The sequence below is a fragment of the Saezia sanguinis genome (assembly GCF_003991585.1).
GTDB lineage: Bacteria > Pseudomonadota > Gammaproteobacteria > Burkholderiales > Burkholderiaceae_C > Saezia > Saezia sanguinis.
The window spans coordinates 51,044-78,031 of record NZ_PQSP01000003.1; the positions used below are offsets into that span (position 1 = coordinate 51,044).

General features: G+C 53.6%; 21 protein-coding genes. 4 read left to right on the plus strand and 17 right to left on the minus strand.

The window, feature by feature from the left end:
- Nucleotides 1–162 precede the first annotated feature (162 nt).
- Nucleotides 163–3,636 (plus strand): autotransporter domain-containing protein, encoded by a 3,474-nt coding sequence (locus CUZ56_RS07340; RefSeq protein WP_162615283.1) that lies wholly within the window; start codon nucleotides 163–165, stop codon nucleotides 3,634–3,636.
- Nucleotides 3,637–3,748: 112 nt separating this feature from the next.
- On the opposite strand, the gene CUZ56_RS07345 is transcribed toward CUZ56_RS07340, so the two are convergent.
- Nucleotides 3,749–4,567 (minus strand): aldo/keto reductase, encoded by an 819-nt coding sequence (locus CUZ56_RS07345; RefSeq protein ID WP_126979741.1) that lies wholly within the window; start codon nucleotides 4,565–4,567, stop codon nucleotides 3,749–3,751.
- Nucleotides 4,568–4,630: 63 nt separating this feature from the next.
- Entirely contained in the window at nucleotides 4,631–5,314 is a 684-nt protein-coding gene (locus CUZ56_RS07350) for an ABC transporter ATP-binding protein (protein ID WP_126979742.1), read from the minus strand.
- On the opposite strand from CUZ56_RS07350, the gene CUZ56_RS07355 reads away from it, so the two are divergent.
- Together CUZ56_RS07355 and CUZ56_RS07360 are read left to right on the plus strand one after the other, a co-directional pair.
- Nucleotides 5,313–5,996 (plus strand): arylesterase, encoded by a 684-nt coding sequence (locus CUZ56_RS07355; RefSeq protein WP_126979743.1) that lies wholly within the window; start codon nucleotides 5,313–5,315, stop codon nucleotides 5,994–5,996. The two genes, CUZ56_RS07350 and CUZ56_RS07355, sit on opposite strands and share 2 nt — an antisense overlap.
- Before the next feature lie 177 nt (nucleotides 5,997–6,173).
- A complete protein-coding gene (locus tag CUZ56_RS07360; protein WP_126979744.1) occupies nucleotides 6,174–6,650 on the plus strand; it encodes a hemerythrin domain-containing protein in 477 nt (158 codons plus the stop codon).
- A 90-nt stretch (nucleotides 6,651–6,740) separates the two neighbouring features.
- Here the strand turns inward: CUZ56_RS07360 and CUZ56_RS07365 are convergent, their stop codons facing one another.
- From CUZ56_RS07365 to ypfJ, 7 genes are all read right to left on the minus strand, one after another.
- Nucleotides 6,741–7,934, minus strand: a complete 1,194-nt coding sequence (locus CUZ56_RS07365; RefSeq protein WP_239442223.1) for a PLP-dependent transferase — start codon at nucleotides 7,932–7,934, stop codon at nucleotides 6,741–6,743.
- A 220-nt stretch (nucleotides 7,935–8,154) separates the two neighbouring features.
- Nucleotides 8,155–9,336 (minus strand): hypothetical protein, encoded by a 1,182-nt coding sequence (locus CUZ56_RS07370; RefSeq protein WP_126979746.1) that lies wholly within the window; start codon nucleotides 9,334–9,336, stop codon nucleotides 8,155–8,157.
- Between the two features lie 73 nt (nucleotides 9,337–9,409).
- Nucleotides 9,410–10,828, minus strand: a complete 1,419-nt coding sequence (locus CUZ56_RS07375) for an efflux transporter outer membrane subunit (RefSeq protein WP_204250858.1) — start codon at nucleotides 10,826–10,828, stop codon at nucleotides 9,410–9,412.
- A gap of 14 nt (nucleotides 10,829–10,842) precedes the next feature.
- On the minus strand, nucleotides 10,843–12,798 hold the full coding sequence (locus CUZ56_RS07380; protein WP_126979747.1) for a MacB family efflux pump subunit: 1,956 nt from the start codon (nucleotides 12,796–12,798) through the stop codon (nucleotides 10,843–10,845).
- Nucleotides 12,799–12,808: 10 nt separating this feature from the next.
- A complete protein-coding gene (locus CUZ56_RS07385) occupies nucleotides 12,809–14,008 on the minus strand; it encodes an efflux RND transporter periplasmic adaptor subunit (protein WP_126979748.1) in 1,200 nt (399 codons plus the stop codon).
- Nucleotides 14,009–14,187: 179 nt separating this feature from the next.
- A complete protein-coding gene (locus CUZ56_RS07390; RefSeq protein ID WP_126979749.1) occupies nucleotides 14,188–15,039 on the minus strand; it encodes a class I SAM-dependent methyltransferase in 852 nt (283 codons plus the stop codon).
- A gap of 141 nt (nucleotides 15,040–15,180) precedes the next feature.
- Nucleotides 15,181–16,044 (minus strand): KPN_02809 family neutral zinc metallopeptidase, encoded by an 864-nt coding sequence (gene ypfJ, locus CUZ56_RS07395; protein ID WP_126979750.1) that lies wholly within the window; start codon nucleotides 16,042–16,044, stop codon nucleotides 15,181–15,183.
- 92 nt (nucleotides 16,045–16,136) lie between these two features.
- Between ypfJ and CUZ56_RS07400 the strand changes: the two genes are divergently transcribed.
- Nucleotides 16,137–16,820 carry a DUF4136 domain-containing protein gene (locus CUZ56_RS07400; protein ID WP_162615284.1) on the plus strand — a complete coding sequence of 228 codons (684 nt, stop codon included), beginning with the start codon at nucleotides 16,137–16,139 and terminating at the stop codon, nucleotides 16,818–16,820.
- Between the two features lie 42 nt (nucleotides 16,821–16,862).
- Here CUZ56_RS07400 and dcd read toward each other — a convergent pair whose 3' ends face one another.
- The 8 genes from dcd to CUZ56_RS07440 form a co-directional block, all read right to left on the minus strand.
- Nucleotides 16,863–17,432, minus strand: coding sequence for a dCTP deaminase (gene dcd, locus CUZ56_RS07405; protein WP_126979752.1), 570 nt, complete (start codon nucleotides 17,430–17,432; stop codon nucleotides 16,863–16,865).
- A gap of 150 nt (nucleotides 17,433–17,582) precedes the next feature.
- The gene (locus CUZ56_RS07410; protein WP_126979753.1) at nucleotides 17,583–18,437 is read right to left on the minus strand and encodes a segregation and condensation protein A; all 855 of its coding nucleotides are present in this window, start codon (nucleotides 18,435–18,437) and stop codon (nucleotides 17,583–17,585) included.
- A gap of 97 nt (nucleotides 18,438–18,534) precedes the next feature.
- Complete coding sequence (locus CUZ56_RS07415; protein ID WP_126979754.1) at nucleotides 18,535–18,744, minus strand: DUF3460 family protein; 210 nt, start codon at nucleotides 18,742–18,744, stop codon at nucleotides 18,535–18,537.
- A gap of 139 nt (nucleotides 18,745–18,883) precedes the next feature.
- A complete protein-coding gene (gene fdhD / locus CUZ56_RS07420; protein WP_126979755.1) occupies nucleotides 18,884–19,768 on the minus strand; it encodes a formate dehydrogenase accessory sulfurtransferase FdhD in 885 nt (294 codons plus the stop codon).
- Between the two features lie 153 nt (nucleotides 19,769–19,921).
- The gene (purT, locus tag CUZ56_RS07425) at nucleotides 19,922–21,148 is read right to left on the minus strand and encodes a formate-dependent phosphoribosylglycinamide formyltransferase (RefSeq protein ID WP_126979756.1); all 1,227 of its coding nucleotides are present in this window, start codon (nucleotides 21,146–21,148) and stop codon (nucleotides 19,922–19,924) included.
- Between the two features lie 98 nt (nucleotides 21,149–21,246).
- A complete protein-coding gene (locus CUZ56_RS07430; RefSeq protein WP_126979757.1) occupies nucleotides 21,247–21,810 on the minus strand; it encodes a DUF998 domain-containing protein in 564 nt (187 codons plus the stop codon).
- A gap of 86 nt (nucleotides 21,811–21,896) precedes the next feature.
- Nucleotides 21,897–25,712, minus strand: coding sequence for a trifunctional transcriptional regulator/proline dehydrogenase/L-glutamate gamma-semialdehyde dehydrogenase (gene putA / locus CUZ56_RS07435; RefSeq protein WP_126979758.1), 3,816 nt, complete (start codon nucleotides 25,710–25,712; stop codon nucleotides 21,897–21,899).
- Nucleotides 25,713–25,811: 99 nt separating this feature from the next.
- Nucleotides 25,812–26,870 carry an ABC transporter ATP-binding protein gene (locus CUZ56_RS07440; RefSeq protein WP_126979759.1) on the minus strand — a complete coding sequence of 353 codons (1,059 nt, stop codon included), beginning with the start codon at nucleotides 26,868–26,870 and terminating at the stop codon, nucleotides 25,812–25,814.
- Between the last annotated feature and the right edge of the window lie 118 nt (nucleotides 26,871–26,988).

Genomic DNA, 26,988 nt, shown 5'->3' on the forward strand with positions numbered 1-26,988 from the left:
ACCGCATCTCATTTTGCTTTCAGCCCAATTGTTCATGCATGTCAAACCTTTTTGCGGCAAAAAGCATCCCGTTCTTTTTCAAAAATTTGGCGGGCAAGTGCTGTCTGCGCCAGTTTTTCAACCGTACTTTACGCCAACAGCGTATGGGCACAGTCATATAACGTGGCAGATGTCGCCTCACTCCAAGCTGCCTTACAAAATGCGTCTATTACCAGCGGCTCCATCATCATGTCTGCCAGCCAGGAATGGACCTTAACCAGCAGTATCAATGCTGCCGGCGGCGCAAGCAATTTCACGCTCGATGGCAGCAACGACAGTATGCTGCTTGGCAATAATTCATTTGCACTGATCAACATGGGCACTCAAAGTGTCAATGCCATACAGAATATAGAACTTAACCGGGGCACATCATCCGCTACTGGCGGCGCTTTTTCTGCCGGCGCCGTCACCGCTGGTATCAACAATGCAGCATTCAGAAATAACCAGGCCGCAACCGATGGCGGCGCCGTTTATATCAGCGGTGCCTTTGCCGGCGGCATTCAGAATAACATCCATTTCGACAGCAATACTGCTTCGGGTGGCAGCGGGGGCGGTATTTACATCGGTGGAAATTTCAGCGGTGGTATTGGGGGTTCAGGCCAGGATGCCCACTTTGACAATAACCATGCAAGCGTTAACGGCGGGGGCATGTACGTCGGCGGCACATTCAGCGGCAACATCAGCACCAACTACTTTGCCACCAATACGGCAGACGGTTCCGGTGGCGGCCTGTATGTTACCGGTGCATTGGGCAACAGCGGAAATGCCATTGACGGCGCCATTGTGACAGGCAATACCGCCCAGAATAACGGCGGCGGCATCTGGACGGGTTCACTTGCCGGCAATGTCACAGCCAATTTTGCGCAAAACGCTGCCACGAATGGAAGCGGTGGCGCCATCTACGTCAATACCGGCGATATCACGGGCAACATCAACAATGCCCAGTTCACAAGCAATACGGCAGGTGCTAATGGCGGTGGGCTTCATGTTGCCAATGGCGGTATCGCAGGCAGTATCAACAACAGCAACTTTTCCCAAAACGCAGCGGGCGGCAGTGGTGGCGCCATCAATCTTCAGGGCGGTTTGACTGGCAGCATCTCCGGTGCCAATTTCACACAGAATACAGCAGGTGCTAATGGCGGCGGACTCAACGTGGTATCCGGCGGCATCGCTGGCGATATCAGCAACACGACTTTTACCGGCAACCGGGCCAATGCCAATGGCGGGGGCTTCAACATTGTCAGCGGCAATATTGGCGGTTCACTCTCCAATGTCACCTTTTCACAAAATATCGCAGCAGCCAATGGCGGCGGGTTTAACCTCAGTCAGGGAAACATCACCGGTGATATCAGCGGTACAAGTTTCGCTACCAACTCAGCAGGGCAAAACGGTGGCGGCCTGAGTGTCATGAATGGTGATATCAGCGGCACCCTTTCCAACTCCCCCTTCGCTCAGAACTCTGCCACTGCCAGCGGCGGGGGCATGTATGTTTCGGGCACTGTGGGCAACATCACCAACATGAATTTTTCTGCCAACCATGCCGGACAGCACGGAGGTGCGGCATTCATTGGCACGCTTAACAACGGCATATCCAATTCAACACTCAACGTCAACACAGCCAACGGGAATGGTGGCGCTTTATATATTAATCAGGGGCTGAACGGAACCATTTTGAATACGCAGTTCCTCTTGAACACGGCCGGTGGCTATGGCGGTGCGATATTCGTCAATACCTCATCAACCACCGGCAGCACCAATTTCACCCTCTCCGCTGATGCCGACAACCGGACCACCTTCACAGGCAACTACAGTGCCGCAACCGGCCAAAACAACAGCATTTATTTTGGCCGCGCCAACGGGCAGAATTCAGGGCACGATGTCTTCATGAACGTTGGCGGCGCCGATTTCACCGGCACCGTTGCGATTTATGACCCGATCACTGTTGATATGACGGGCGGCAGGAACTTCACCTACACCAATAACGGGGGAACCGGCACCCATTACTGGGGTGGCCGTAACAACATCACCACCGTTGGCGGCACTGCCACATTCAACCTGAATGCTGGTACAACACAGCTTCGCCCGGACTTTACCCTGGTTGCAGGAAGCGGTACCCGGATGATTATCAGCATGGGAGCCGGCCCCGAGATCAAACGCTTTTCCATGGATGTGTCACAGCGTGATGCCAATCTGGCCGTTTTCAATTTTGCCAATGCAGCCGCAGGCTCTTCATTTACGCTGGGAAGCAATCTGGTGCTGACCGCGCCCCGCACACTTTTGCCTCAAGTCGGCAAATATTTGATGGTGGAAGGCGGCATTGCCGCCCTTCCAGACCAGGCCGCACTGGACCATGTCAATGGCAGCATTGAAGAAACACACGAATACCAGGCCCAGTTCCTGCGTGAAGGCAATCAGATCTGGCTGACGACTGTTTATGTACCTGACCACGTTACAGACCTGGGGCCAAACGGTGAAGAATCTCTGGGTAACATTGAAGACTGGCTGCACAACACCGAAAACGGCAATAAGGTTCTGGACAATGACTGGGCGTTTTACCTGCTGAAAAACGACCTGAACTCGGTTTCTCCTGAAGCGGCATTGACACTTGGCTGGATCAATACCAACAACCATATCAAAGTAGCCAACCAGGCGCTGGATATGGCTTTTGAAAGTTGCCGTGAACAAAATCCCTCAACAAAAGACGATGATACCAATCGCCTGAATTGCGAAAGAAAAGAATTTTACGCATGGGTGAGTTACCTGGGCAGCTTTGGTCAGGATGCGCGCTCAAGAAGAGAGCATTCAGGCTACCGGGTCGACACCAACGGCATTGTGATGGGATTGAACTGGAACTTCCGCGAAAACTGGACTGCTGGCGTGTATGGCAGCTATACCAGATCAGATACTAATTTCACCGACATTCATGCCAGCTCGCAAACCGAAGCCGGCCAATTTGGCTTATTCGCCCGCTACACGACCCCTGAGAACATGCGTCTGACCGTTGATGCAGCATATTCTCACCACAAAAATGACCTGCGCCGAAGCCCTGCTTACCTAGGTGTCAGTGAAGGTGACTACGCGCATGATGTGTTCAGTGTGGGAGCAGAAATCGCTCAGGACTTTTACCCCTGGGACAGCCATGCACGGTTGACACCATTTGCTTCGGCACGCTACCTGTGGATCAACCAGCAGGGGTTCACAGAAACCGGTGGCATGATGAATGCCCATGTCAGCCGTACCGATCATGACTTCCTGACCACCAATCTGGGAGCAACGCTTGAACGTGACTACACCCTGAAAAACGGAACCGTATTAACGCCCGGATTCACACTTGCCTGGCGGCATAACTTCGGTAACAGCCAATTCTCAACCAGGGCCCGGTTCGCAGAAACATATCTCGACGGCTCCTACGGCCCCACTTATCAAGTCAACTCACGCCCGCAGGAACGCGATGCACTGGTTGTTGGCCTTGGGCTCAAGGCGGAAGGGCAACTGCGACCCGGCGTGCTGTGGAATACAACACTGTCGTACACCAGAGAGCAAAGCAGCCGCTCAAGCGATGATGCACTTTTCTTAAGTGTGGGACTCAAGTTCTGATTTCGTTTGCCTTGCTGCAAACGTTTCATCTGCATGAAAAATGCCCTGGAAAGAAACTTCCAGGGCATTTTGTATTTTTGCTGATCAATATAATAAAGTAATAAAGGGTGTCTTAAAAATTAAAATTATCCGGATCAGCCCCCAGGCGCAGATTCTGATTCAGCGCCGTAATCTGCTTCACTTCATCGTTGCTGAGATCAAAATCAAAAATATGCAGATTCTCTGCCTGCCTGTTTTGATGAACAGACTTCGGAATCACAACCACCCCTCGCTGCACATTCCAGCGCAATATCACCTGTGCAGGTGATTTCTGATGCTTTTGAGCAATCGCGCCGATGACCGGGCTTTTCAGTACATCCGACTGCCCGGCACCCAGCGGTCCCCACGCCTGCGGGCAGATCTGGTGTGCATGGCAAAACTCAACCAAAGGCTCTTGTGCCAGGTAGGGATAACATTCAAACTGGTTGATGGCGGGCACAATCTCTGCCTGCCCGAGCAAATCCTGCAAATGGTGAATCTGATAATTGCTCACGCCAATGGCTTTGGCCTTGCCGGCGTGATACACCGCTTCCATCTTTTTCCAGACATCCACATACGTTTTAGGTACCGGCCAATGCACCAGATACAAATCAACGTAATCAACGCCCAGCCGTTGCAGGCTGGCATCCATCGCCTCCTGCACCTTACCGCTGCGCTGGTCGTCGTTCCATAATTTGGTGGTCAGAAAAATTTCGCTGCGCGCAACTCCCGAATTCTGAATTGCCTTGCCCACAGCCTCCTCATTACCATAAATCATGGCGGTATCAATGTGGCGGTACCCGCTGGCCAGCGCCGTCTCAACCATTTGCTGTGTCACAACATTGTCAACCCTGAATACACCAATGCCAACAGCAGGAATCTTTGTGCCATTATTCAACTGCATATATTTCATATGTCATACCTCTTAGTCTGATTGTTCAGGAAAAAACAGAAACACCTGCCCTTTCCCCTTCATTCAAATAACCACCATTTCAGCCAGGTGGCCGGCCTCAACCTTCACCTGGCGATTGCATCGGGCTGACAGTTCACGGTCATGTGTCACCATCAGCAACGTCGTGCCAAGCTCCTGGTTCAACGTCATCATCAAATCCATAACCTTATTTCCAGTGGCAAAATCCAGCGAGCCCGTAGGCTCATCGGCCAGCAGAATATCAGGCTCCATCACAAAAGCGCGGGCCAAAGCCACACGCTGCTGCTCACCGCCAGATAAAACCTTCGGGTAGTGCGATAAGCGCTCGCCCAAACCAACACGCTCCAGTATTGCCTGCGCCTTCTGTTTGGCCTGCGGCCGGTTTGTCAACTCCAGCGGCAGCATCACATTTTCCAATGCGGTCAGATTAGGCATCAACTGAAAATTCTGAAACACAAACCCGACATGCTGCGCCCGGAAAGCTGCCCGCGCATCTTCACTCAGTGCAAAAATATCCTGTCCAGCCAGATAAACCGTTCCATCAGAAGGATGATCCAATCCGGCAATAATCCCCAATAACGTACTTTTGCCCGACCCGGAAGCCCCAACAATCGCCACCGATTCACGCGCCAGGACAGAAAACTCAATATCGTGCAAAATCTCCAAGGTACCACTGGAATCCGTGATACGTTTGTAAACATGCTCAACGTGAATAATCGATTCTGACATGAATAATCCCTTGATCATTTGGCGCCACAGCCATTCAACCACCCTGTTTCAGGCTGCAGCAAGTATTCTTTTGTGTTTGCTACTGGCATTATCAGTGACTACGGGCGCTATTGCACAAAGTGCGCCTCAAACCATTTTGGTGGTAGGTGACTCTCTATCGGCCGAATATGGCCTGCCCCGCGGTACGGGCTGGGTTGCACTGATGCAGGCCCGGGTGCAGCAACGCGCTCCTGATACGCAGGTCATCAATGCCAGCATCAGCGGTGATACCTCTGCCGGAGGCAAAGCCCGTTTACCTGCCGCACTGCAACAACACCACCCTTCTATCGTCATCATCGAGTTGGGTGCCAATGATGCGCTCAGGGGCCTGTCTTTGGATGCCACAGCGGCCAACCTGGAAAGTATGGTGGAAATGAGCCAGGCAGCCGGCGCCAAGGTGCTATTGCTGGGCGTGCAGGTACCGCCCAATTATGGAAGAAATTACACGGAACAGTTTGCACAGATGTATGTGCGCATTGCCCAAGAGAAAAACACGGCATTGGTGCCCTTTTTCCTCAAAGGTATTGCAGATGTTGCAGACTCTGAACAATACTTTCAGAGGGATCGAACGCATCCAAACCAATCTGCGCACCCGATTATTCTGGAAAATGTATGGCCGGAATTTGAAAAAATGCTGAACTGATTCTCTTCCTCGAATAAAACCCTATTGCATGACACGTTGTTTTCTTGCAATTTAAGCTTGATAATGAAGCCAGCAGTACATAAATATTTGAAAAAATCAATATCAAAGCGGTTTTTTTCAGCCATTATTGGCCTTTGTCGCGGGCAGAGTTAACACAAAGCGTCGAAAGGATTTTCCATGAATACCCCAAAATCAGCAGGCGAGAATCTATCGTTTTCTGCCGAAAAATCATATTCTCCAACACTGGTCCCGGATCTGGTCCATGAACATCAGGGGATGGTTAAACACTTGGCAGCAGTCATTAGCTCGTTTGACAACCGAGAATTTCAGACTACAAAAGACCTGCTTGAACAATTCAAGCAGGAAACGATTGCGCATGTTTATAAAGAAACGACCAAACTTTACATGTATCTCCAGTACGCTTTGGTCGACCAGCCTTTCGATTTTGCACAAATGCGTGAAATCCGCAAAGAAATGGACTCTATTGTTGCCTATACCATGGATTTTCTGAAAAAATACGCGCCCCTCGAAACCGATACACAATTGCAGCAAACATTTAAAACAGAAATGGAAGAGCTGCGGGACCGCTGGGTGATGCGGGTGGATATTGAAGAAAGCATTCTTTTCCCGATGTACCAGCCACCTGTACACTAAAGATTACAACGTTCTCTGTTTATCTTTAAGTTGGGTTTTCTTCAATCAATGGCACACAATTGTGTGCCATTGGTTTTTAGCAGAACCGTCTCACGGGGATACCAGTGTTTTGAGTGCCTGCTCGATATCGGCCTGCAAATCCTCCAGCGCTTCAAACCCTAGTGAAAATCTGACCAGAGTACCCTGCCATGCCGGTTTTGCACGCATCTCTTTTAAATCGTATGGCACCACCAGGCTGACAGGGCCACCCCAACTGTAGCCGATTTTGAATAGCTTTAAAGCATCTACAAAACGGTCGACCTGCTGCGCACTGTAACGCGCATCCACAAGCACGCTGAACAGCCCCGCCCCAGTGCCGTTGCATAATCTCTTCCAGTGCACATGCCCAGGGCTTTTTTCAAGTGTCGGGTAAAGTACAGCAGAAAATTCTGCCCGGTTTTCGCACCACTGCGCCAGCGCCAATGCCTGCTCAAACTGGGTCTGGTACCGCACAGTCATACTGGGAAGGGAGCGCAACAGCAATTCGGCGTCATTCGCAGCAACGCCTATGCCAGTGTACATATGCACACGCTGAATCTGCGCATGCAAATCGGCATCGCGCGTCACAATGCTGCCCATCAGCACATCACCGCCCCCGCTGGGGTACTTGGTCAGTGCCTGCATCACCACATCAACACCCAAGGCGTTGCCATGGCCATCATCACCCAGATCAAATCCGCACAATGCCAGCCCTGCGGCCCAGGTGTTATCAAGTGCAGTAACCACCCCAGCCTCTTTGGCAATCATGACCAGTTCATCCAAAGGAGGAAACTCCATCGTGACCGAGCCCGGGGCCTCCAGCCAGACCAGCCGTGTTTTATCCGTCAAAGCGGCACGCAACGAAGCCGGCTGCATAGGGTCATACGTCGAATAGCTGACACCCAAATCACGCAATAAACCTTTTGCAGTCACCAGACTCGGCCCATACACATTATCCGGCAGCAGCAAATGATCTCCGGCTTTTAAAAAAGCCAGGTCCACCATGACAATTGCCGCCAAACCGCTGGGTGCCAAAGTACAGTATGTACCCCCTTCCAGGTTGGAAATACGCTCTTCCAACGTAAATGTGGTCGGTGTGCCATGCAGCCCATAGGTATAGCCGCTTTTATCCATCCAATTGCGCTCGCGCATGGCCTGCGTGTTAGGAAAAAATACCGTGGAAGCCTTATACACGCCAGGTTGCGGAGCATCAAACCCGGCTGGCGGGGTATACGGATCATGAAGAATACGGGTAGCACGTTTCATACAATACTTTCTCATATTTCTATCTGGTGCGGTCGGCTGTCAACATCACACAAGCCATCTACATGCACTACCCAAAGGAGCACAGGCTGCAAAATAGCATGATAGAAACCGACCCAAGCAAAACCCATTATAGAAAGTAAGCTAATCACTTACCCAAGTACCGACTGTTTGATGCGCTTCTCTATGTGTCTCTCTGCGAACAACCGCTGAAAGCATCCCGCTACTGCACAAGCACTCTGAGATTTTCCGGTAAAGTCGCCCGCCACCAGACCACGGTACCACCCTGCTCGCGCAAATCGGTCAACCCAATCAGCACCCGCCGGTTGGCACTCAGCAGCCTGACCTGTATGGAGGTACTGCTCATCTCTTTTGCCACACCATGATTCCGCAGCCACTCGTCCAGCCAACCAAGCCCTTCTGTGGCAGTCCAGATCCAGGATCGTCCATTTCCCGTTTTAACGTCTGCCGTCGTTCCTACCACCAGGTTACCGTCATCACTGATACCGAGTACATCTGCGCCATGCTCAAAACCACCCAGGCTCAGCATCTGTCCCTGCCTATCCCAGCGGAAAATACCCTGCCCCACATCGCCCGCAAGCCACTGCGCATTGCGGCTGACGATATTCGGCCCCGGATCGGTCTGAATAAAATCAGTCTCTCTGGAAGGCAGCTCAGCCTGTACACGCTGCTGGTTCTGCCCTGGCGCCCACCATGTCAACCAGGCCTGGTCACAATGCGCGTCTTTCAGACACGTTTCCACTGTACTCAGCACCAGCGTACCATTGTCCGAAAACCAGAAACGCTCTTTGGCATGGCCCGCAGTATCCAACTGCAAAAAATCGGCAGCAGGCCATTGCTCAGCCTGAGCGCCGTCAATTGAACGCAAAACAAAGTTACTGCCGGATTCAATCCCTATCAACTGGTGATCATCGCGCACAGCATAAGTCCAAAATTGGCGGCCAAGATCCGTTAGTTGTTGATGTCCTGCCTGCCACACCCAGCGACGGCCAAAAACAACATCGGCAGCGGCATTCACCCCGGCAGGCGTGCTGCTGGCTTCGCCCGCGACAACCCCCAGCCACTGCCAATGGTTCTGGGTCAGATCCCAGCGAAAAGCTTCAAGGCGTTTTGAGGATTGCCCCGACTCACCATCAACAGCACGTTCAGCCTCACCAACCACCACCTGTCCGTCTGCACTGACGGCTTTGATATTCAGCGTGGCAGCATCTGCCTGAACACCTGCAGAAATTTGCAGGTATGCCATATCCACATCCTGCCACGGCAAACGTGTGGAAGCTGTATCCTGCGATACCTCCATCGAATGATCCACAGCATGCCCCGTACACCCTGCCAACAGCACTGTGCCCAGCAGCAAAAGTATCCAACGTTTCAACCCGTTCATCTCACTTTATCGTTGAAAAAACTATTTTATTCACGATGGCCTTCACCTGATGGCCGCCGCACTCCAATTCACATCAAACACCGCCACCCAGTGCCTGATATAACATCACCTGGTTTTGCAGGCGGGACAACTGATTGGCCGCCAGAGAAATCTCTGCACTGCGGCGGCTCTCCTGCGCATCCAGCCAGTCTTTCAGCGGAACCTCACCGGCACGGTAGCGTTCTTCATAAATGGATTCTGTTTTGCGTGCGTCTGTCAGCGACTGCTGCAACAACGCATACTGTATGTTCAGTTGCGCGCGGGCAGACAAGGTATTCTCCACATCCACCAGCGCCTGGTACAGCGTCTGGCGGAAATTGACAACCGCCTCTTCATAGCGCGCCTTTGCCAGCTCGTTGTTAAACCGCATCTCGTTGAACTGTAAAAATGGCAATAAAAGCCCGGCACCCAGCGTTGCCACCGGGTTATTCAGCAAATTGCCCAGTGAACTGCTGGAGGTCCCCAGCGCGCCGGTCAGCGTCAACTGTGGATAGTAGCTGGCCCTGGTCGCGTCCACATTTGCCAGGCTTTCCCGCAAACGCATTTCCGCTGCACGCAGGTCAGGACGCCTGGCCAGAACATCGGCCGGCACCCCCTCTTGAACCGGTGGCAGTTCTTCATACCCCAGGAACGCAGGCTCATCGGGCAATATCGCTTTCAACCCCTCTTCGGTTGGCGGCATGTCAAAAATAATGGCCAGTGCGTTGCGCGTTTCCACCCGCTGCTGCACCAGTTGAGACAGGTTGGACTGCTGTGTCAATAAACTTTGCCGGGCCTGTGTCGGCTCCAAAATAGAAACAGCACCCGCCGCATGCTGGGCCAGCACCAGTTCAAGGGTTTTCTGCGTATAGGCAATACTTTGCTGTGTGCTGGCAATGCGCTGGTTCAGGTAAATCAACTGCCAGTACAAGTCAGCCACCGTTCCGGCCAATGACAGCGCTGTGGCTTCCCGGTCTGCTTCGGTCGCCATAGCCTCCCAGTCAGCGGCATTTTTCAGGCTTGACAAGCTCCCCCATAAATCGGCTTCATAACTGACCGACAGGCTGGTACCACTGCCTTTAGACCACGCCTCTGAAATATCAATGCCGCGCTCACCACTGGCATTCAGGCGTCCGGTAACCGTAGGCAGCAAATCACTGCCGGCCAGTTTGGCCTGCAACTGCGCCTGCCGCACTTTCAGTGCCGCCGCAGCCAGATCGTTGTTACGCTCAAACGCCAGTTCAACCAAAGCATTCAACTGCTCATCGTTAAACAACTGCCACCAGCGGTCATTGCTTTGCAGCATAGATGGTGCCTGCACCCTGTACTGCCACTGTTCCGGCGTTTGGACTGCCGGCGTTTCATAAGGGGTGTGCATCAAAGAGCACCCGGTCATGCTGGCGGCAACAGCCAGTGAAACCAGCTTGACGGCCCAGCCTGCAAACCCGCGTTGGTTATTATTTTTAGCGTACATGCTGTTTTACCCCCTTAATCGCTGGACAGTGCATCAACCGGGTTCAACCTGGCTGCGCTGCGTGCTGGCAGATAACCGAAAATGATGCCAATCATGGTAGAGCAGACAAACGCAACCACCATGGATGTTGCAGAAAATGCAGTGGAAAACCCTGTCTGCGCAAAACTGAACAGCCAGCCAAACAGCAATGCCAGCGAAATCCCCAACGCGCCGCCCAGAATACAGACCAGCACCGCCTCAATCAGAAACTGCTGCTGAATATCGGACTGCCGGGCACCTACAGCCATGCGCACACCAATTTCACGCGTGCGCTCGGTCACGCTCACCAGCATGATGTTCATCACACCAATGCCGCCCACCACCAGCGAGATCACGGCAATGGCCGAAATCAGCAACGTCATGGTCTGGGTGGTGCTTTCCACCGTCTGCCGGATACTGTCCGTGTTGATGATGAAAAAATCCTCCCGGCCATGGCGCAACGTCAGCAGATGGGTAATGCCCTGCTCAGCGGCTGCCATCGGTGCACCGTCATCCACACGCACGGTGATGTTACGCAGGTAAGACTGGCCCAAAATACGCTTCATCACGGTGGTATAGGGAACAAAAACATTCAATGCATCGCTGTTGGTGAACGCGCTGTCTTTTTTCTCCGTTACGCCAATCACCCGCGCCGGGATCGACCCGAGCAGAATGACCTTCCCGATCGGGTCTTCTCCGGCTACAAACAGCTTGTCGCGGGTGTTCTGATCAATCACCACCACCTGTGCCAGTTCCTGCTCGGCCGCCTTGTCAAACGCAATGCCATCTTGAATGGCAATATCTTTCACCCTGAAATACTGGCTGCCCACGCCCTGTATCGTGGCTGAAGCCTCCACATTGCGGTAGCGCAAGGTACTGGATGAAGTGACATTCGGTGTCACACTGTCCACATAGCCCTGGGTCGACAAAGCCTCGGCATCCGCGGGGATCAGGGTACGGATTCGCCCGGAGCGCGTATCCCCGAACCCCTGCCCCGAATAAATCTCAATGGTATTGGTTCCAATGGCACTGATGTTGCTCAGAATATCACGGCGAGACCCCTCCCCCAGCGCCACAACCGACACCACAGAGGCAATCCCGATGATGATCCCGAGCATGGTCAGGAATGTGCGCAATTTGTGAGAGCGCATCGCCAGTGCGGCCATGCGAAACGCTTCGCTCAAGCGGTCCCACAGCGCCAGCAAAGGCCTTTTATTATCTTTCAGGACATGATCGGCACTGCTTGCAGGGCTGATCGTTTCATCACCATTTTTGCGATCCGCCACAATCTCGCCATCGCTGATCTCGATGATCCGCTGCGCGTATTCGGCGTTGTGCATGTCGTGCGTCACAATGATGATGGTATGCCCGGCTTCATGCAGCTCGGTCAGAATCTTCATCACTTCCTTGCCGCTGTGGCTGTCCAGCGCACCGGTAGGTTCATCGGCCAGAATAATGCTGCCGCCATTCATCAATGCTCGGGCAATGGATACCCGCTGCTGCTGACCACCAGAGAGTTGTCCGGGTTTATGGTCCACCCGGTCTTCCAGCCCCAGCCTTTTGAGCAGCTCCAATGACCGCTCATGGCGTTCCTGTGTCGAACGGCCAGCGTAAATGGCGGGCACCTCCACATTGCCCTGTGCCGTCAGGTCTGACAGCAGATGATAACGTTGGAAAATAAATCCAAACCGCTCCCGGCGCAAGGCTGCCAGTTCATCAGGGCCAAGGTCCTTAACCTCTTTACCCCCTAAGCGGTAACTGCCCGAGGTGGCCTGGTCCAGACAACCGATGATATTCATCAGCGTTGACTTGCCCGAACCGGATGCCCCCACAATGGCCACCATTTCACCGGCCTGAATGCTCAGGTCCACATCTTTCAGTACGGCGACGGTCTGCTCGCCAGACTGGAATTCTCGGCGCAGTTTTTGGATTTCAATCAACGGGGTTGTCATCTACATCCCCTTAGAACCGCATCGGACCGCGCATGTTGCTGGATCTTCCGGTGTTCATTGAACTGTCGCCAATCACCAGCTTGTCGCCTTCCTGCACGCCTTCCAGAATCTGTGCCGTCACACGGTTATTGATGCCGACCCGGACCGGGCGGTTTTCTATCTGGTTGTTCGCTCCCAGCACTCGCACATAATAACCGCCGCGATCCTTGTCATTCTGCAACGCAGAGGAAGGCACAATCAATGCGGACTGGGCTTCATCACGCACAATATTCACTTCTGCCGTCATGTCAATGCGGAATTTGCCATCCGGGTTGGCAATATCAAACAGCCCGTTATAGTAAATCGCCGTGCTGCTCGAAGAACTGCTGGAAGAACTGCTGCTCGATGTTTCAGAGGTAATCGATTCCGGCGCTGGTTCAATCTGCCTGAGCGTCGCTTCAAACTGTGTATCAGGCTCACCCAATATGGTGAAATAAACCCGCTGGCCCGGCAGCACCCGGGTTACATCCGCTTCAGAGATTTCAGCCTTTACCGTCATGGTATCCAGATTGGCCACCTTGATGATGGTCGGCGTGGTCTGGTTGGCGTTCACCGTCTGCCCTTCTTTGGTCACAATTGCCACCACGGTACCAGCCATCGGGCTGGTAATGCGCGTATAACCCAGGTTCACTTTGGCGGTATCCACGTCAATTTTGGCCTGCACAATCTGTGCCTGCAATGACTTGATATTGGCCTGAATGGTTTTATAGTTTGCCTGCGCCTGCTCGTAGTCGGCCTGTGCACTGGCATCAGACTGGCGCAGACGCTGCTGGCGTTCAAAAGCCAGTTTGGCCTGCGCCAAGTTGGCCTGCTCAGCCTCCAGCTTGGCCTGAGATACCGCCAAAGCGGCTTCGGCATTTTTTAACGCATTCTGTTGTGTCAGCGAGTCAATTTCGGCCACCAGTTGGTCCATTTCAACCCGGTCACCCAACTCAACATGCAACACCTTGACTTGCCCTGAAGCCTGCGCACCCACACTGACCTGCTGAATGGCCTCAAACGTTCCTGTGGCCAGTACCGTATCTTCAATATGGCCGAGTGTCACCGGTACAGTGATCAATTGGGGGCCATCCTGCTTGCCAAAGAAAAAAACCTTGATCAGCAGCGCCGCCACAATCACAGCACCAGCCAGAAACACCCAGCGAAAATTTGATTTTTTAGACCTTGCCATAGTTTTCCTGTCTAAATAAGCCGTTCGGATCAACCATCGGGCCATTTTGATTATTCTTGTCTGATACCAAGTCTGTCATGCCTCTGTTGCCGGTTTACGTCGCAATTGTTAAGCAATTGTGAAGTTTTCAAATAATCAGCACATGCAAAACCTGAACACCCCTTTCAGGATGAGCTATTCTATGCCCCGCCTTGAGCGCGGGCACAATAGACTTTCAATTTACCCGAAAAAATCTCCCCGGCAGGCCACTGCGCAGCATCCAGCAACTGAACGGACGATAACCCGGTCTGGGAAACCAGTTCACGGTATTGTGCATCGGTGTAGCCCTTCATGGAGCTTTGATATGTACACACACCGGCATGATCAGCTTCAATGATCCAGAAGCATGTTGTAGCAGTGGCCGTTTCAGAATTCCAGAAATGCTCCTGCAGGCAGATATGCGGCGTGCTCAGGAACAATCCCGTTTCATAGGACTGCCACGAAGGTGGTTGCTGCCCCTGGCGCTGAACCTCTTCCAGTGTGTGCGTCTCCAGCAGCAAAATGCCGCCAGGCTTCAATAGTTTGGCAGCGTTATGCAGAATCTGCTCTGCATCTGTTTGCGCAAAAACATTCAACTCGCCAAAAGTCATCATGATCAGGTCAAACTGTCCTGACACCTCTATGTTACGGACATCTGACAGCAGATACTCAATGGCAAGCTGTGCCTGCTGCGCCTGCTGTTTGGCATAAGCAATAGAGGCTGGCGAAAAATCCACCCCAACGCACTGATGCCCCAGTTGCGCCAGCCGGTAGGTATAAAACCCGGGGCCACAGCCCAGGTCAAGTATGCGGGCAGACGCGGGCAACTGGCTGGCAAGCCACTGCACCTGCCGGTCAATCACATCAAAACGGCGGCTGGCCCAGTCATGCTCCTGAGACAGATGGTTTTCCAGCATGCGCTGGCTGAATGCAGGATCATCCCATGGAATTTTCCCGCCATGGTTCCAGGGTTGAGGTGGAATCTGACGCGAAATCATGTCGTATAGCTTCATCGTGTTTATTTTCTTTAATATATCTAAAAATGCGACACAGACTTTATCAGCCTGCGCGCAAAGTCAACCGCTGGGCAATAGCCAGACAGTTGCTAATCTGTCGTATGTATGGAGCTACCCGATATTCACATGCGTCATTCCTCAAAGCCTTTGTGCAGAAAACGTATCACAGGCCTGCACGTTGCCATCTTCCCAGCCGCGCCGGAACCAGCGTACCCGCTGCGCACTGGTTCCATGGGTAAATTTTTCAGGTACCACCTGTCCCTGAGAACGCGTCTGCAGCGCATCATCTCCAATCTGGCTGGCAGCATTCAATGCCGCTTCAATATCACCGTCTTCAATCATCGGCGTCTGCTGATTGGCTGTATGCGCCCAGACACCGGCAAAGCAGTCTGCCTGCAACTCCACCCGCACGCTCAAAGCGTTGTATTGGGTTTCACTCAAGCGCCGGCGCTGCGCATCCACCTGGTCCGTAATGCCCAGCAGTTTCTGCACATGGTGCCCGACCTCATGCGCAATCACATAAGCCTGGGCAAACTCGCCTGGCGCACCCAACTGGTTTTGCAGCGTATCATAAAAACTCAGGTCAATATACACCTTCTGGTCCCCGGGGCAGTAAAACGGCCCCATCGCAGCCTGCCCCATTCCGCACGCAGAAGGGTAGGCGCCCCGGAACAGCACCAGCTTTGGCGGCACATACTGCTGCCCTGCCTGTTTGAAGATCGGGGTCCACACATCCTCAGTGGAAGCCAGCACCGTCGCCACAAACCTGCTCTGTTCGTCATCAGCAGGCGGCGCCTGTGTCGGCCCCTCCTGTACTGTCGCAGGCAAACCACTGTCGCCACCGCTTAACAGCCCCAATACAGTCAGCGGGTTAATGCCAAATATCCAACCGATTCCCAACGCCAGTACCACAGTGCCCAGACTGATACCGCCAACCCGTGCACCCCGGCTGCTGCGTCTGTCTTCTACATTATCGCTTTCACGCTGCCCTTGCCATCGCATGTTGTTACCTTTAGTGCTACTAAAATTAGTGTAATTATGCTATCGTGATGGCATTGAGGTTATTCATCTGCTTTTTGGCCGATCAATGCATCATGAAACCATTGCTTCGCTGTATTTCTGTCCTTGCGTTATCCACCTGTTTTGCATTGCTGGCAGGGTGTACAACAACGTCTGTTTTCAAAGCCCGGGTGACCACGTTTCAGGACTGGCCGGAAAACGCCGATCAGACCGCCATGACCTACACCTTTTACCACCTGCCAGGACAGGATATCTCGCTGGAGCAGGAAACCTATGAAAACCTTGTCCGGCACCCCCTGGACAATGCAGGTTTCATTGAAGCAGCACCCGACAGCCAGCCGCGCTACCTTGTTTACCTTTTTGTATGGTCTGGTGAAAAAGAACGCCAGGTCTCTGTTCCCGTCTACGACAATGCCCCGCCCCCTGTGCTGGTACCCGGTTATCGCAACCCCTATTCCGGCATATGGTACGGATCGCACTGGGTCTACCCTTACGGCATGGGGCCGCGCTACATGGGAGAGCGACTGGTGACCCAGAACTACCTGCATGCACGCCTGACGCTGATCATCCGCGATACCCATGAACCCAGCGAACAAGGCATGCCGCATTCCGTGTATGAAACCACGGCCATCACCAAAAGCGCATCCAGAACACTGCTGCAGCTTATTCCTTTGATGGCACAGGCCGCATTGAGCGACTTCCCTGCGGCCAACGGCAGCGAACGGATCGTGCAGATCGAACTGGAAAAAGGCCGCTGACACCTTATACGCTGAGACGGGCGTATCTGCAAAAATCCGTCTTCAGGCCCTGGGCAGCGTCACGCCGCTTTGGCCCTGGTATTTCCCGCCACGGTCTTTATAGCTGGTCTGGCAGACTTCATCACTTTCAAAAAACAGCACCTGCGCACAGCCCTCACCTGCATAAATCTTCGCAGGCAGTGGCGTGGTGTTAGAAAACTCCAGCGTCACATACCCTTCCCACTCAGGTTCAAACGGTGTCACGTTCACAATGATGCCGCAGCGCGCATAAGTGCTTTTGCCCAGGCAGATCGTCAGCACATTGCGTGGAATACGGAAATACTCCAGCGTACGCGCCAGTGCAAAGCTGTTGGGCGGAATCACACAGACATCGGCGTTGATATCGACAAAACTTTTTTCATCAAAGTTTTTGGGGTCCACCACGGTGCTGTAAATATTGGTAAACACCTTGAATTCAGGCGCGCAGCGGATATCGTAACCATAACTGCTGGTACCGTAACTGATGATTTTCTGCCCGTCTTCCGAACGGCGTACCTGCCCTGGCTCAAACGGCTCAATCATGCCATGTTCTTCGGCCATGCGGCAAATCCATTTATCGCTTTTGATACTCATGATCTTGTTTTATCCAACCGCTGTTGATATCTTAAAAAAACTGTCATTTTGACATGTGCAGGCCCGTTTGACCATGCTTTTGGCACATATCCCGCAAACCGCCCATCGGTTTTTAGTGGAGCAAATTCACCATTCCCGCTATTTGGGCTGCTAGTTGGGCTGATAGGCCAGCCGCACATAAATCGGCGCATAAGCCTGCGCCTGGGTAACCTCAACCAGCATCTCACGCGCCAGTTCCAGCAGCGCAATGAACGTTACCACAACCACCCCGACACCACGCGCAGTATCAAACAGCTCTTCAAATGCCACAAAGCGCCGCCCCTGCAAGGTTCTGAGCACCATGCTCATATGCTCACGCACAGACAATTCTTCGCGCGTAATGGTATGCTTTTGAACCAGCTTGGCCCGTTTAAGCACATCGGCCCAGGCCTGGCGCAGCTCATCCACGCTCACGTCAGGAAAGCGCACTTCCATGCTCTGCTCAACATAGACATGCGCTTTGAGAAAATCACGCCCAAGCTGCGGCAGTTCATCCAGCCGGGCAGCGGCCAGCTTGATCCGCTCATACTCCAGCAGGCGGCGCACCAGTTCCGCCCGGGGATCTTCAGCCTCCTGCCCGTCATCGCTTTGTTTGACCGGCAGCAGCATACGCGACTTGATCTCGATGAGCATTGCCGCCATCAACAAGTATTCAGCAGCGAGCTCCAGATTGGTGTTGCGGATCTGTTCAACATACAGCAGATACTGATTCGTCACATCCGCCATCGGGATATCCAGAATATTGAAATTCTGTTTGCGAATCAGATACAGCAGCAAATCCAGCGGACCTTCAAAAGCCTCCAGAAAAACTTCCAGCGCTTCAGGTGGAATATACAGATCCTGCGGCAGCTTGAACAGCGGTTCGCCGTACAGCCGTGCAACCGCCACAGTGTCTATCACTTCGGGGTGTGACGTAGCTAGCATGGCTTCGTCATTTCGCAATGCCTCATTTTCCAGTTCGGACATGCAGATTCACTGTGGTTTGAATATTAAAGACAACAGAAAACAAACTCCGCCGCCCCGCAAGCGGCAGTGATGCCGTTTTCACGCTAAGGGAAGAAATTTACTCGCCCTTGACCTGATAGACGTAAGCCGTCTGAGGGACATTGGCCTTATCAAACTCGGCTTCTTCCTGATGGTCAATCGGATGATCCCACAAACGCAGACGACCTTCCTGCTGGCGCTGTTCCAGCGTCGGATCCTTTTTTCTGAGCTCGTCAATAAACTCTGTGATATCTGAGGTAATGGGTTTTTGATGAAGGTCGAATTCCATCTTGTGCTTCTCCGTAATTGCAAGCTGTTCGCCTGCCGTCTATTTTAACGTGTATTTTATGCCATCTGGGCATAACAGGCAGCTTACCCGCATTGACCCTGACGAACACACCTTTATCAAACCAGGGTATTACATGTAATTAATTGGTGTATTGTACGGCTTTCCCCTGGCGGCATAACCCGAAAAGGCGCATCCCGGTATGGCCGGCAAGCTGCACGGCCAGCACTGTAGGTGCAGAAATCGCAGCCAGCACCGGAACATTGCGATACGCGCATTTGCGGATCAGCTCGTAACTGGCCCGGCTGGTCATCACCACAAAACCTTCAGCCGCCTCTTTTTCAGGCAACATGGCCCGCCAGCCCAGCAACTTATCCAGTGCATTGTGCCGGCCTACATCCTCCATCACCTGAACCAGCTCTCCATCGGGCAACACCCAGCCGGCCGCATGCATGGAACCTGTCTGCTGGTTCAGTACCTGACGGGCAGGCAGTTGTTCAAACGCGTGCGCCAGCGGTGTCACATTTAATGCATCGCTCCATGATGGCCTGGCAACCCGGGGTGCATCCAGTTCAAAAGAAGCCAGGCTTTCCACACCACACACGCCACACCCGGTACGGCCGGACAGAAAACGGCGACGCTCCTTTAGGGTCGCAAAACGGCGCGAAGCAATTTCCAGCCGCACTTCAAAAGCCGCTGTCAGGCCGTTGGTTGCAGTCTGCGCATCCATCGCAACCACTTCAATGCCATAACACTCATCGGCTGCGCCTAAAATCCCCTCGCTGAGCGAAAAACCAAGTGCCAATGCCGGCAGGTCCTGCGGTGTGGCCATCATCACCGCATGGGAAATGCCATTAAACACCAGAGCCACCGGCACCTCGTTGCTCAGCATATCGCCCTCGTGCACCAGTTGCCCGGCAACCAGGCGCTGCGTGGGCAGTTCCACAACAGGTTGCAGCATGTCTGATGCAGCAGCATCTTCTGGCAATGTGTGCGAATTCAAAAATCTGGCGCGAGATGCGTCCATCAATATGCTTTCCCTAAATGAGTCAGAGCCTGTGTCAATGAAAAAACAGAGTAGCACCAGTCAAAACAACCACAGATCCACATTGTAAATCCGGGAGGCAGATTCATCGCTTCACGATACCCTGATGAAGCTCATATACGCTTCATATAGGCCTCAGGTACGCGGCTTCACCAGCGAAGCCGCCAGTACCGCCTTTTCGCGAGCTTCGGTCACATTGTCTGCATACGCCAGCGCCACGCCCATACGGCGTTTGGTAAAACTTTCCGGTTTGCCGAACAAGCGCAATTCGGTCTGAGGCACAGCCAGCGCTTTTTCAACACCGTCAAACTGAATCCCTTTGGCATCTACCCCGCCATAAATCACAGCACTGGCTCCTGTATTGCGCAATTCCGTATTAACCGGCAACCCTAAAATCGCGCGTGCGTGCAGTTCAAACTCGCTCTGCCACTGGGTAATCATGGTAACCATGCCAGTATCATGCGGCCGTGGGCTCACTTCGCTGAACCAGACCTGATCACCCTTGACAAACAACTCCACACCATAAATACCCAGCCCATCAGGCTGCCCGTCCAGCCCCTGCCCCAGATTATCGGTAATGGCATGGGCAATTTCCTGCGCTTTGCGCAAAGCCGCAGGCGACATCGGATGCGGCTGCCAGCTTTCCACGTAATCGCCGTTTTTCTGCAAATGCCCGATGGGTGCACAAAAAGATGTCTGCACCTGGCCCTGCACATCGCGCCAGCGTACCGTCAGCAGCGTGATTTCGTAGTCAAAATCGACAAATCCTTCCACAATGATGCGCCCACTCTGCACCCGTCCGCCTTCCATCGCGTATTGCCAGGCCCGCTCAATATCGGCTGCGCTGTCAATCCGGCTCTGCCCTTTGCCGGAACTGCTCATCACCGGCTTGACAATGCACGGATACCCCACGCCATGGGACTCAATTGCTGTTTTAAGCTCATCCAAGGAATCACAAAACCGATAAGGGCTTGTTGGCAGACCCAGCGTTTCAGCCGCCAGACGGCGAATGCCTTCGCGGTCCATCGTCAGGCGTGCCGCACGGGCAGTGGGCACCACACGCACAGCACCCTTGGCTTCCAGATCCTGCAACACGGCGGTGGCAATGGCCTCAATTTCAGGTACCACCAGATGCGGCTTTTCCTGTTCGATCAGGCGGCGTAGCTGCTCGGCATCATTCATCGCAATGGTGCGGCTGTGATGCGCCACCTGCTGCCCCGGCGCATGGTCATACCGGTCCACCGCAATCGTTTCCACCCCCAGGCGTTGCAGTGCAATCAGCACTTCTTTTCCCAGCTCACCCGAGCCTAACAACATTACACGCGTCGCACCAGGCGATAAAGGGGTACCCAAGGTTGTCATAATTCCATCTTTATGCAAAAAATCAAGTGTTCCATTTTACCGCGTTCAATCTCATCAGGTTTGCCACAAGCCCATCGCATTTGCTCTGCCTGCCTTTCTTATCTGCCGGGTAAATACCGTACACAGCCAACCAGCCACAACAGCCAGATCAATAAACCAAGAGCAGCCAGCCTTTGTGCAATACCTGCGGGCAAAACACTTCCAACCAGCGCAATGGAAAGCGCCATCCAGACCAGCAAACCCCAGGAAACCAGATAGGCCTGCGTACGTGACCGATATACATAGCGGGGTAAAAAATACATGCAGCTACCACATAAAACAAAAGCAGCCCCCACGCACAGCAAATGTATCCAGATGGATGCCTGCAAGGTCACCAGACCAGCCGCTAAAAAACACCAGGCTGCAACAAAAAGCAGCCAGAATAAACCCGGAGCATAAGACCGCACCATGAATGCGGCAGCAGCAACCGTCATTGCCAGCGCCGTGAACGCCAGCAGCATGTACTGCCCATGAATGCCCAAGGCCAGCTCGCTCATTGGTTGGGCAATGGCATCGTACTCAGGCTGCAATGCCTGGAGTATGAGCACAACCGCGATGAACACAAGCTCTCCTGCAACCGCCAGCATCCGCAAAATCCGTTGTACAGTAACTTCTTTATTCATTCAGATCGCATCATCACTGATATAAAAATGAAAAACCAGCCCGGCATAAACCGGGCTGGCTTTACTTCTGCATCAAAATACCGTTTTTAACCAATTGTCATCAGGCTGGCGTTCCCTCCTGCAGCGGCGGTATTCACGCTGGTGCTGACTTCTTCCAGCAGGCGCTCCAGCGCATACGCTTCACCGGCGGCCAGTGCTTCTGTCGTCAGCCCCTGCACGGTCAGGATCGGGCCGGTACGTTCTGCAATGCGCTGATTCAGTACCATCAGTGCATCAGCTTCGCCTTCAAACAAAACAGAATCAATCTCGGCAGTGCCTATATCAGACGCCTGAATAAACCGGACCGGTGATTTTTGTTCAGGATGCTCAGCCTGCAACCAGGAACGTACGCGTTCATTATCAACAAACACGGCCTGACAGCCGGTTTTATGCACCGCGTCCCACTGGGCCTTGGCTCCTGTTTCGGTCTGCGCCACACACAACACCTTGCCGCGTGGCTTCAGTTTGTAGGTATTGCTCTCACCGGTGGGGCCCGGCAGCGTCATTACCACCGGCCACTGCGGCTGCGGTTGTGCCCATTGGGGCAGATCTTTGGAAAAAGGCTTCACCAGGCGATGCAGGTACAACGGCCCGCCAGCTTTAGGCCCGGTGCCGGACAACCCTTCTCCACCGAAAGGCTGCACACCGACAATTGCGCCAATCACATTGCGGTTCACATAGATATTACCCACATGAACACAAGAGGTCACATGCTGGATGGTTTCATCAATGCGGGTATGCACGCCAAACGTCAGGCCATAGCCTGTCGCGTTGATCTGCTGCAGCACATCATCGAGGTGATCCCGCTCATAGCGCATGACATGCAGTACCGGACCGAACACCTCGCGCTTGAGCGCACCAAGGTGATCAATTTCAATCAGTGTCGGCGGTACAAAAGTGCCGTGTTCGCATTGCGGATCGGCTTCCGTCTGGTACACCTTGTAGCCGGCTTCGCGCATGGCCTCGATATGGTCCAGGATGACTTTCTGCGCCCCTTTGTCGATGACCGGGCCGACATCGGTTGAAAGGCGGTCCGGGTTGTTGACCTTCAATTCCTGCATCGCCCCTTTGAGCAGCTTCAGAATACGGTCGGCCACATCGTCCTGAATGCACAGAATACGCAATGCCGAACAACGCTGGCCAGCAGAGTCAAAAGCGGAACCCAGCACGTCATAAACCACCTGTTCAGCCAAAGCGGACGAATCGACAATCATCGCATTCTGGCCGCCGGTTTCCGCAATCAGCGGAATGGTGCGCCCCTGGTCATCCAGCCGCTGCGCCAGTGTCTGGTTCATACCCTGCGCCACTTCGGTAGAGCCGGTAAACATGATGGCACGGATTTCCGGGCTTGCCACCAGCAGCGCACCAATCACAGAGCCACGCCCCGGCACCAATTGCACCACTTCGCTGGGCACACCGGCTTCACGCAAAATTCTGATCACCTGTGCGGCAATCAGTGTAGTCTGATCGGCCGGTTTGGCAATCACCGGATTGCCCGCAGCCAGTGCCGCAGCGACCTGCCCAGTGAAAATCGCCATCGGGAAGTTCCACGGGCTGATACACAGCACCGGCCCCAGCGGCTGCGCTTTATCGGTATTGAGTTCAAGCTCGGCCTGCTCCGCGTAGTAGCGCAGAAAATCAATCGCCTCGCGCACTTCAGCAATGGCATTGGGCAGGCTCTTGCCGGCCTCGCGCACAATCAGTCCCATCAGCGTCTGCATCTGCTCTTCCATCAGGTTGGCCGCACGGCGCAGGCAACGGCTACGCTCAATCACCGGGGTGGATTGCCAGATCGGCGTTGCACTGATGGCGTACTGCAATGCCTGTTTGACCTCTTCTTCAGTGGCCTTGATTGCCTGCCCCACCCGGTCCCGGCGATCCGCCGGGTTCAGCACATCCACCACCCTCGAGCTATCCCATACAAAACCATCGCCACCCAGCATTGGATGCGACTGCCACTGCTGCGCAGCACTACCCAGCAGTGCTGCAGACAGTGAACTCAGGCGGGTTTCGTTACTCAGATCCAGCCCCATGGAATTGACACGTGCGCCACTGTCTGCCGGCCCATAAAGCTCACGCGGCAACGGTATTTTGGCGTGCGGCGCCCCCAGTGGGCTGATCTGCTCTGCAACATGAACCGGATCCACAATCAAGTCTTCCACCGGCACGGAACGGTCGCCAATCAGGTTCACAAATGATGAATTGGAGCCGTTTTCCAGCAGACGGCGCACCAGGTATGGCAGCAGTGTTTCATAACTGCCCACCGGCGCATACAGGCGGCACGGACGGTTCAGCTTGTCCTGCTCCACCGGGCCCACAACCTGCGCATAAAGCGATTCACCCATGCCATACAGGCCCTGGAACTCATACTGGCCTTTATAGTAATTGGAACCTGCCAGGTGGTAGATAGACGCCAGTGTGCGCGCATTGTGCGTGGCAAACTGCGGATACACATGCTGCGGCACTTCCAGCAGCTTGCGTGCGCACGCGAGGTAACAGATATCGGTGTACACCTTGCGCGTATAGACCGGATAACCCTCCAGCCCATCCACCTGGGCGCGTTTAATTTCGCTGTCCCAATAAGCGCCTTTCACCAGGCGAATCATCAGCCGGTGGTGTGTGCGCTTGGCCAGGTCAATCAGATAATCCAGCACATATGGCGCACGCTTCTGGTAGGCCTGCACCACAAAACCAATGCCGTTCCAGCCTGCAAGCTCCGGCGCATTGCACAGCATTTCCAGCAGGTCCAGCGAAAGATCCAGCCGGTCTGCCTCTTCGGCATCAATGTTGATACCAATGTCGTAACTGCGTGCCAGCAGGGTCAGGTCTTTGACCCGTTGGTAAAGCTCGGTCACCACACGTTCCCGCTGGCCACGGGTATAACGGGGATGCAGTGCAGACAACTTGATTGAAATGCCGGAACCTTCGTAAATGCCTTTACCGGCATTGGCCCGCCCGATGGCATGGATCGACTGCACATACAACGCATGGTAATGCGCGGCATCTTCCGCCGTTGTGGCCGCCTCGCCCAGCATATCGTAAGAATAGGTGAAGCCTTTGGCCTCCATTTTGCGGTTGTTCACAATCGCTTCGGCAATGGTCTGCCCGGTGACAAACTGTTCCCCCATCATGCGCATGGCCATGTTCACGCCCTGGCGAATCAACGGTTCTCCGCCTTTGCTGATGATTTTGGTCAAAGCGCTGGACAGACTCTTCTCACTGTTCACCGCCACCAGTTTGCCGGTGAGCATCAGCCCCCAGGTAGCCGCATTGACAAACACCGATGGAGAACCTTTGGAGTGTGACTTCCAATCCCCCTTGGCAATCTTGTCACGAATCAAGGCATCACGCGTGGCTTTGTCAGGAATGCGCAGCAGCGCTTCAGCCAGACACATCAAAGCCACCCCTTCGTGGGTGGACAAAGAATACTCCTGAATCAGTCCTTCAACCGCACCGGATGATTTTTTGTGACGCAGGGTTTCCGTGAGCTTTTTAGCCAGCGCATGAATCTTTTCTTCCTCAGGCATTTTCGCCTGCTCCAAAAGCGTCATGACACACTCGGACTCATTGCGGCGGTAAGCGGAGGTGATTGCTTCGCGCAATACCGACTGCGACTGCACATCGCAGGCAAACTCAAGAAACGGCTGCGGCGTATCCAGATGGTCTTCATGCGCAGCATCTTTGCTGTAACGGCTCAGGCGGTCAATCTCCTCGGGCGACAAACCGCTTTCAATTTGCTCCACATAAGCCAGCAACGCGCGTTTATGCAGTGCATGGGGAGAACAGTTCATCCGTTGTGCGGCGGTTTTCAAGCGGTCACGCAATGCTTCGTCAACCTTGAGTCCAAGTGTTATATTGCTCATCCTGTTTTCTCAATTTATCATTAGGGGGTTATCAAATACTGTGTTTTCTGCAATAGAAAAGCCTCGCTGCTTTTCACCACTCCTTTGTCTTAAAACCTGTTACTGCGCAAACAGCACACCATCACCGGCCTGAAAGCAGGCATACACCGGCATACCCGGCACCATCGGCTCATCCTGCTGAACCTGCTCCGTATTGACGATCTGCACACAGATGTCTTCTCCCTGGTTCAAGCGTACAAACACATCCAACTGCGAGCCCTGGTATACCACCGACTCCACCTTTCCCGGCAAACAGTTTTCATGCCCTGAAGCCTCCCGCTGCAACACCATCCGCTCCGGCCGCACACCCAGGCTGATTGCATCTTTGACCGGCTGCGTGACCGCAATGCGTGCGCCGCCTTGGCACAAAAACTGGTGCGTACCGTCCATCCTGCCTGCAAAAAAATTCATCTTGCCCAGGAAATCTGCCACAAACAGATTCGCTGGCTGACCATACAAATCCTCCGGGGCTCCTAACTGCTGTACTTTTCCTTCATGCATGATCGCCACCCGGTCCGCAATTGCCAGAGCCTCTGCCTGATCGTGCGTCACAAAAATAGTGGTCAACCCCAAACGCTGCTGCAATTCGCGAATTTCCTCGCGAACCTCAAGCCTGAGCTTGGCATCCAGGTTGGACAACGGCTCGTCCAGCAAAAAGACCTTGGGTTCAATCGCCAGAGCACGGGCAATCGCCACCCGCTGTTGCTGCCCCCCGGACAGTTGCCTTGGATAACGGCTTTTCAGGGAAACCATGCGCATCATGTCCAAAACGCTGTGCACGCGCTTTTCACGCTCGGAAACCGGTACGCCATGCATTTGCAGTCCGAATGCAACGTTTTCCTCCACGGTCATGTGAGGGAACAATGCATAACGCTGAAACACCATCCCGGTTCCGCGCTTTTGCACCGGTACCTTGGTGACATCAACGCCGCCAATGAATATCTGCCCCTGCGTAGGCTCGGTAAAACCGGCAATCAAACGCAAAACGGTGGTTTTGCCGCAGCCACTCGGGCCCAGCAGCGTCAACAACTCGCCTTCCCGCACATCCAGATATAAATCCGAAATGGTGACGGTATCACCGAACTGCTTCTTAATACCTTGAAGTGATACTTTCGCCATCTTGATACTCCGCCGCCCACTATGATTTTGAAGGGACCATATGTACTTCCGGTGATCTGCCTGTCAAACGGCAGGTCAGCCCATCCTGTTCATCGCATATGACAGAGGAAACCTTTGC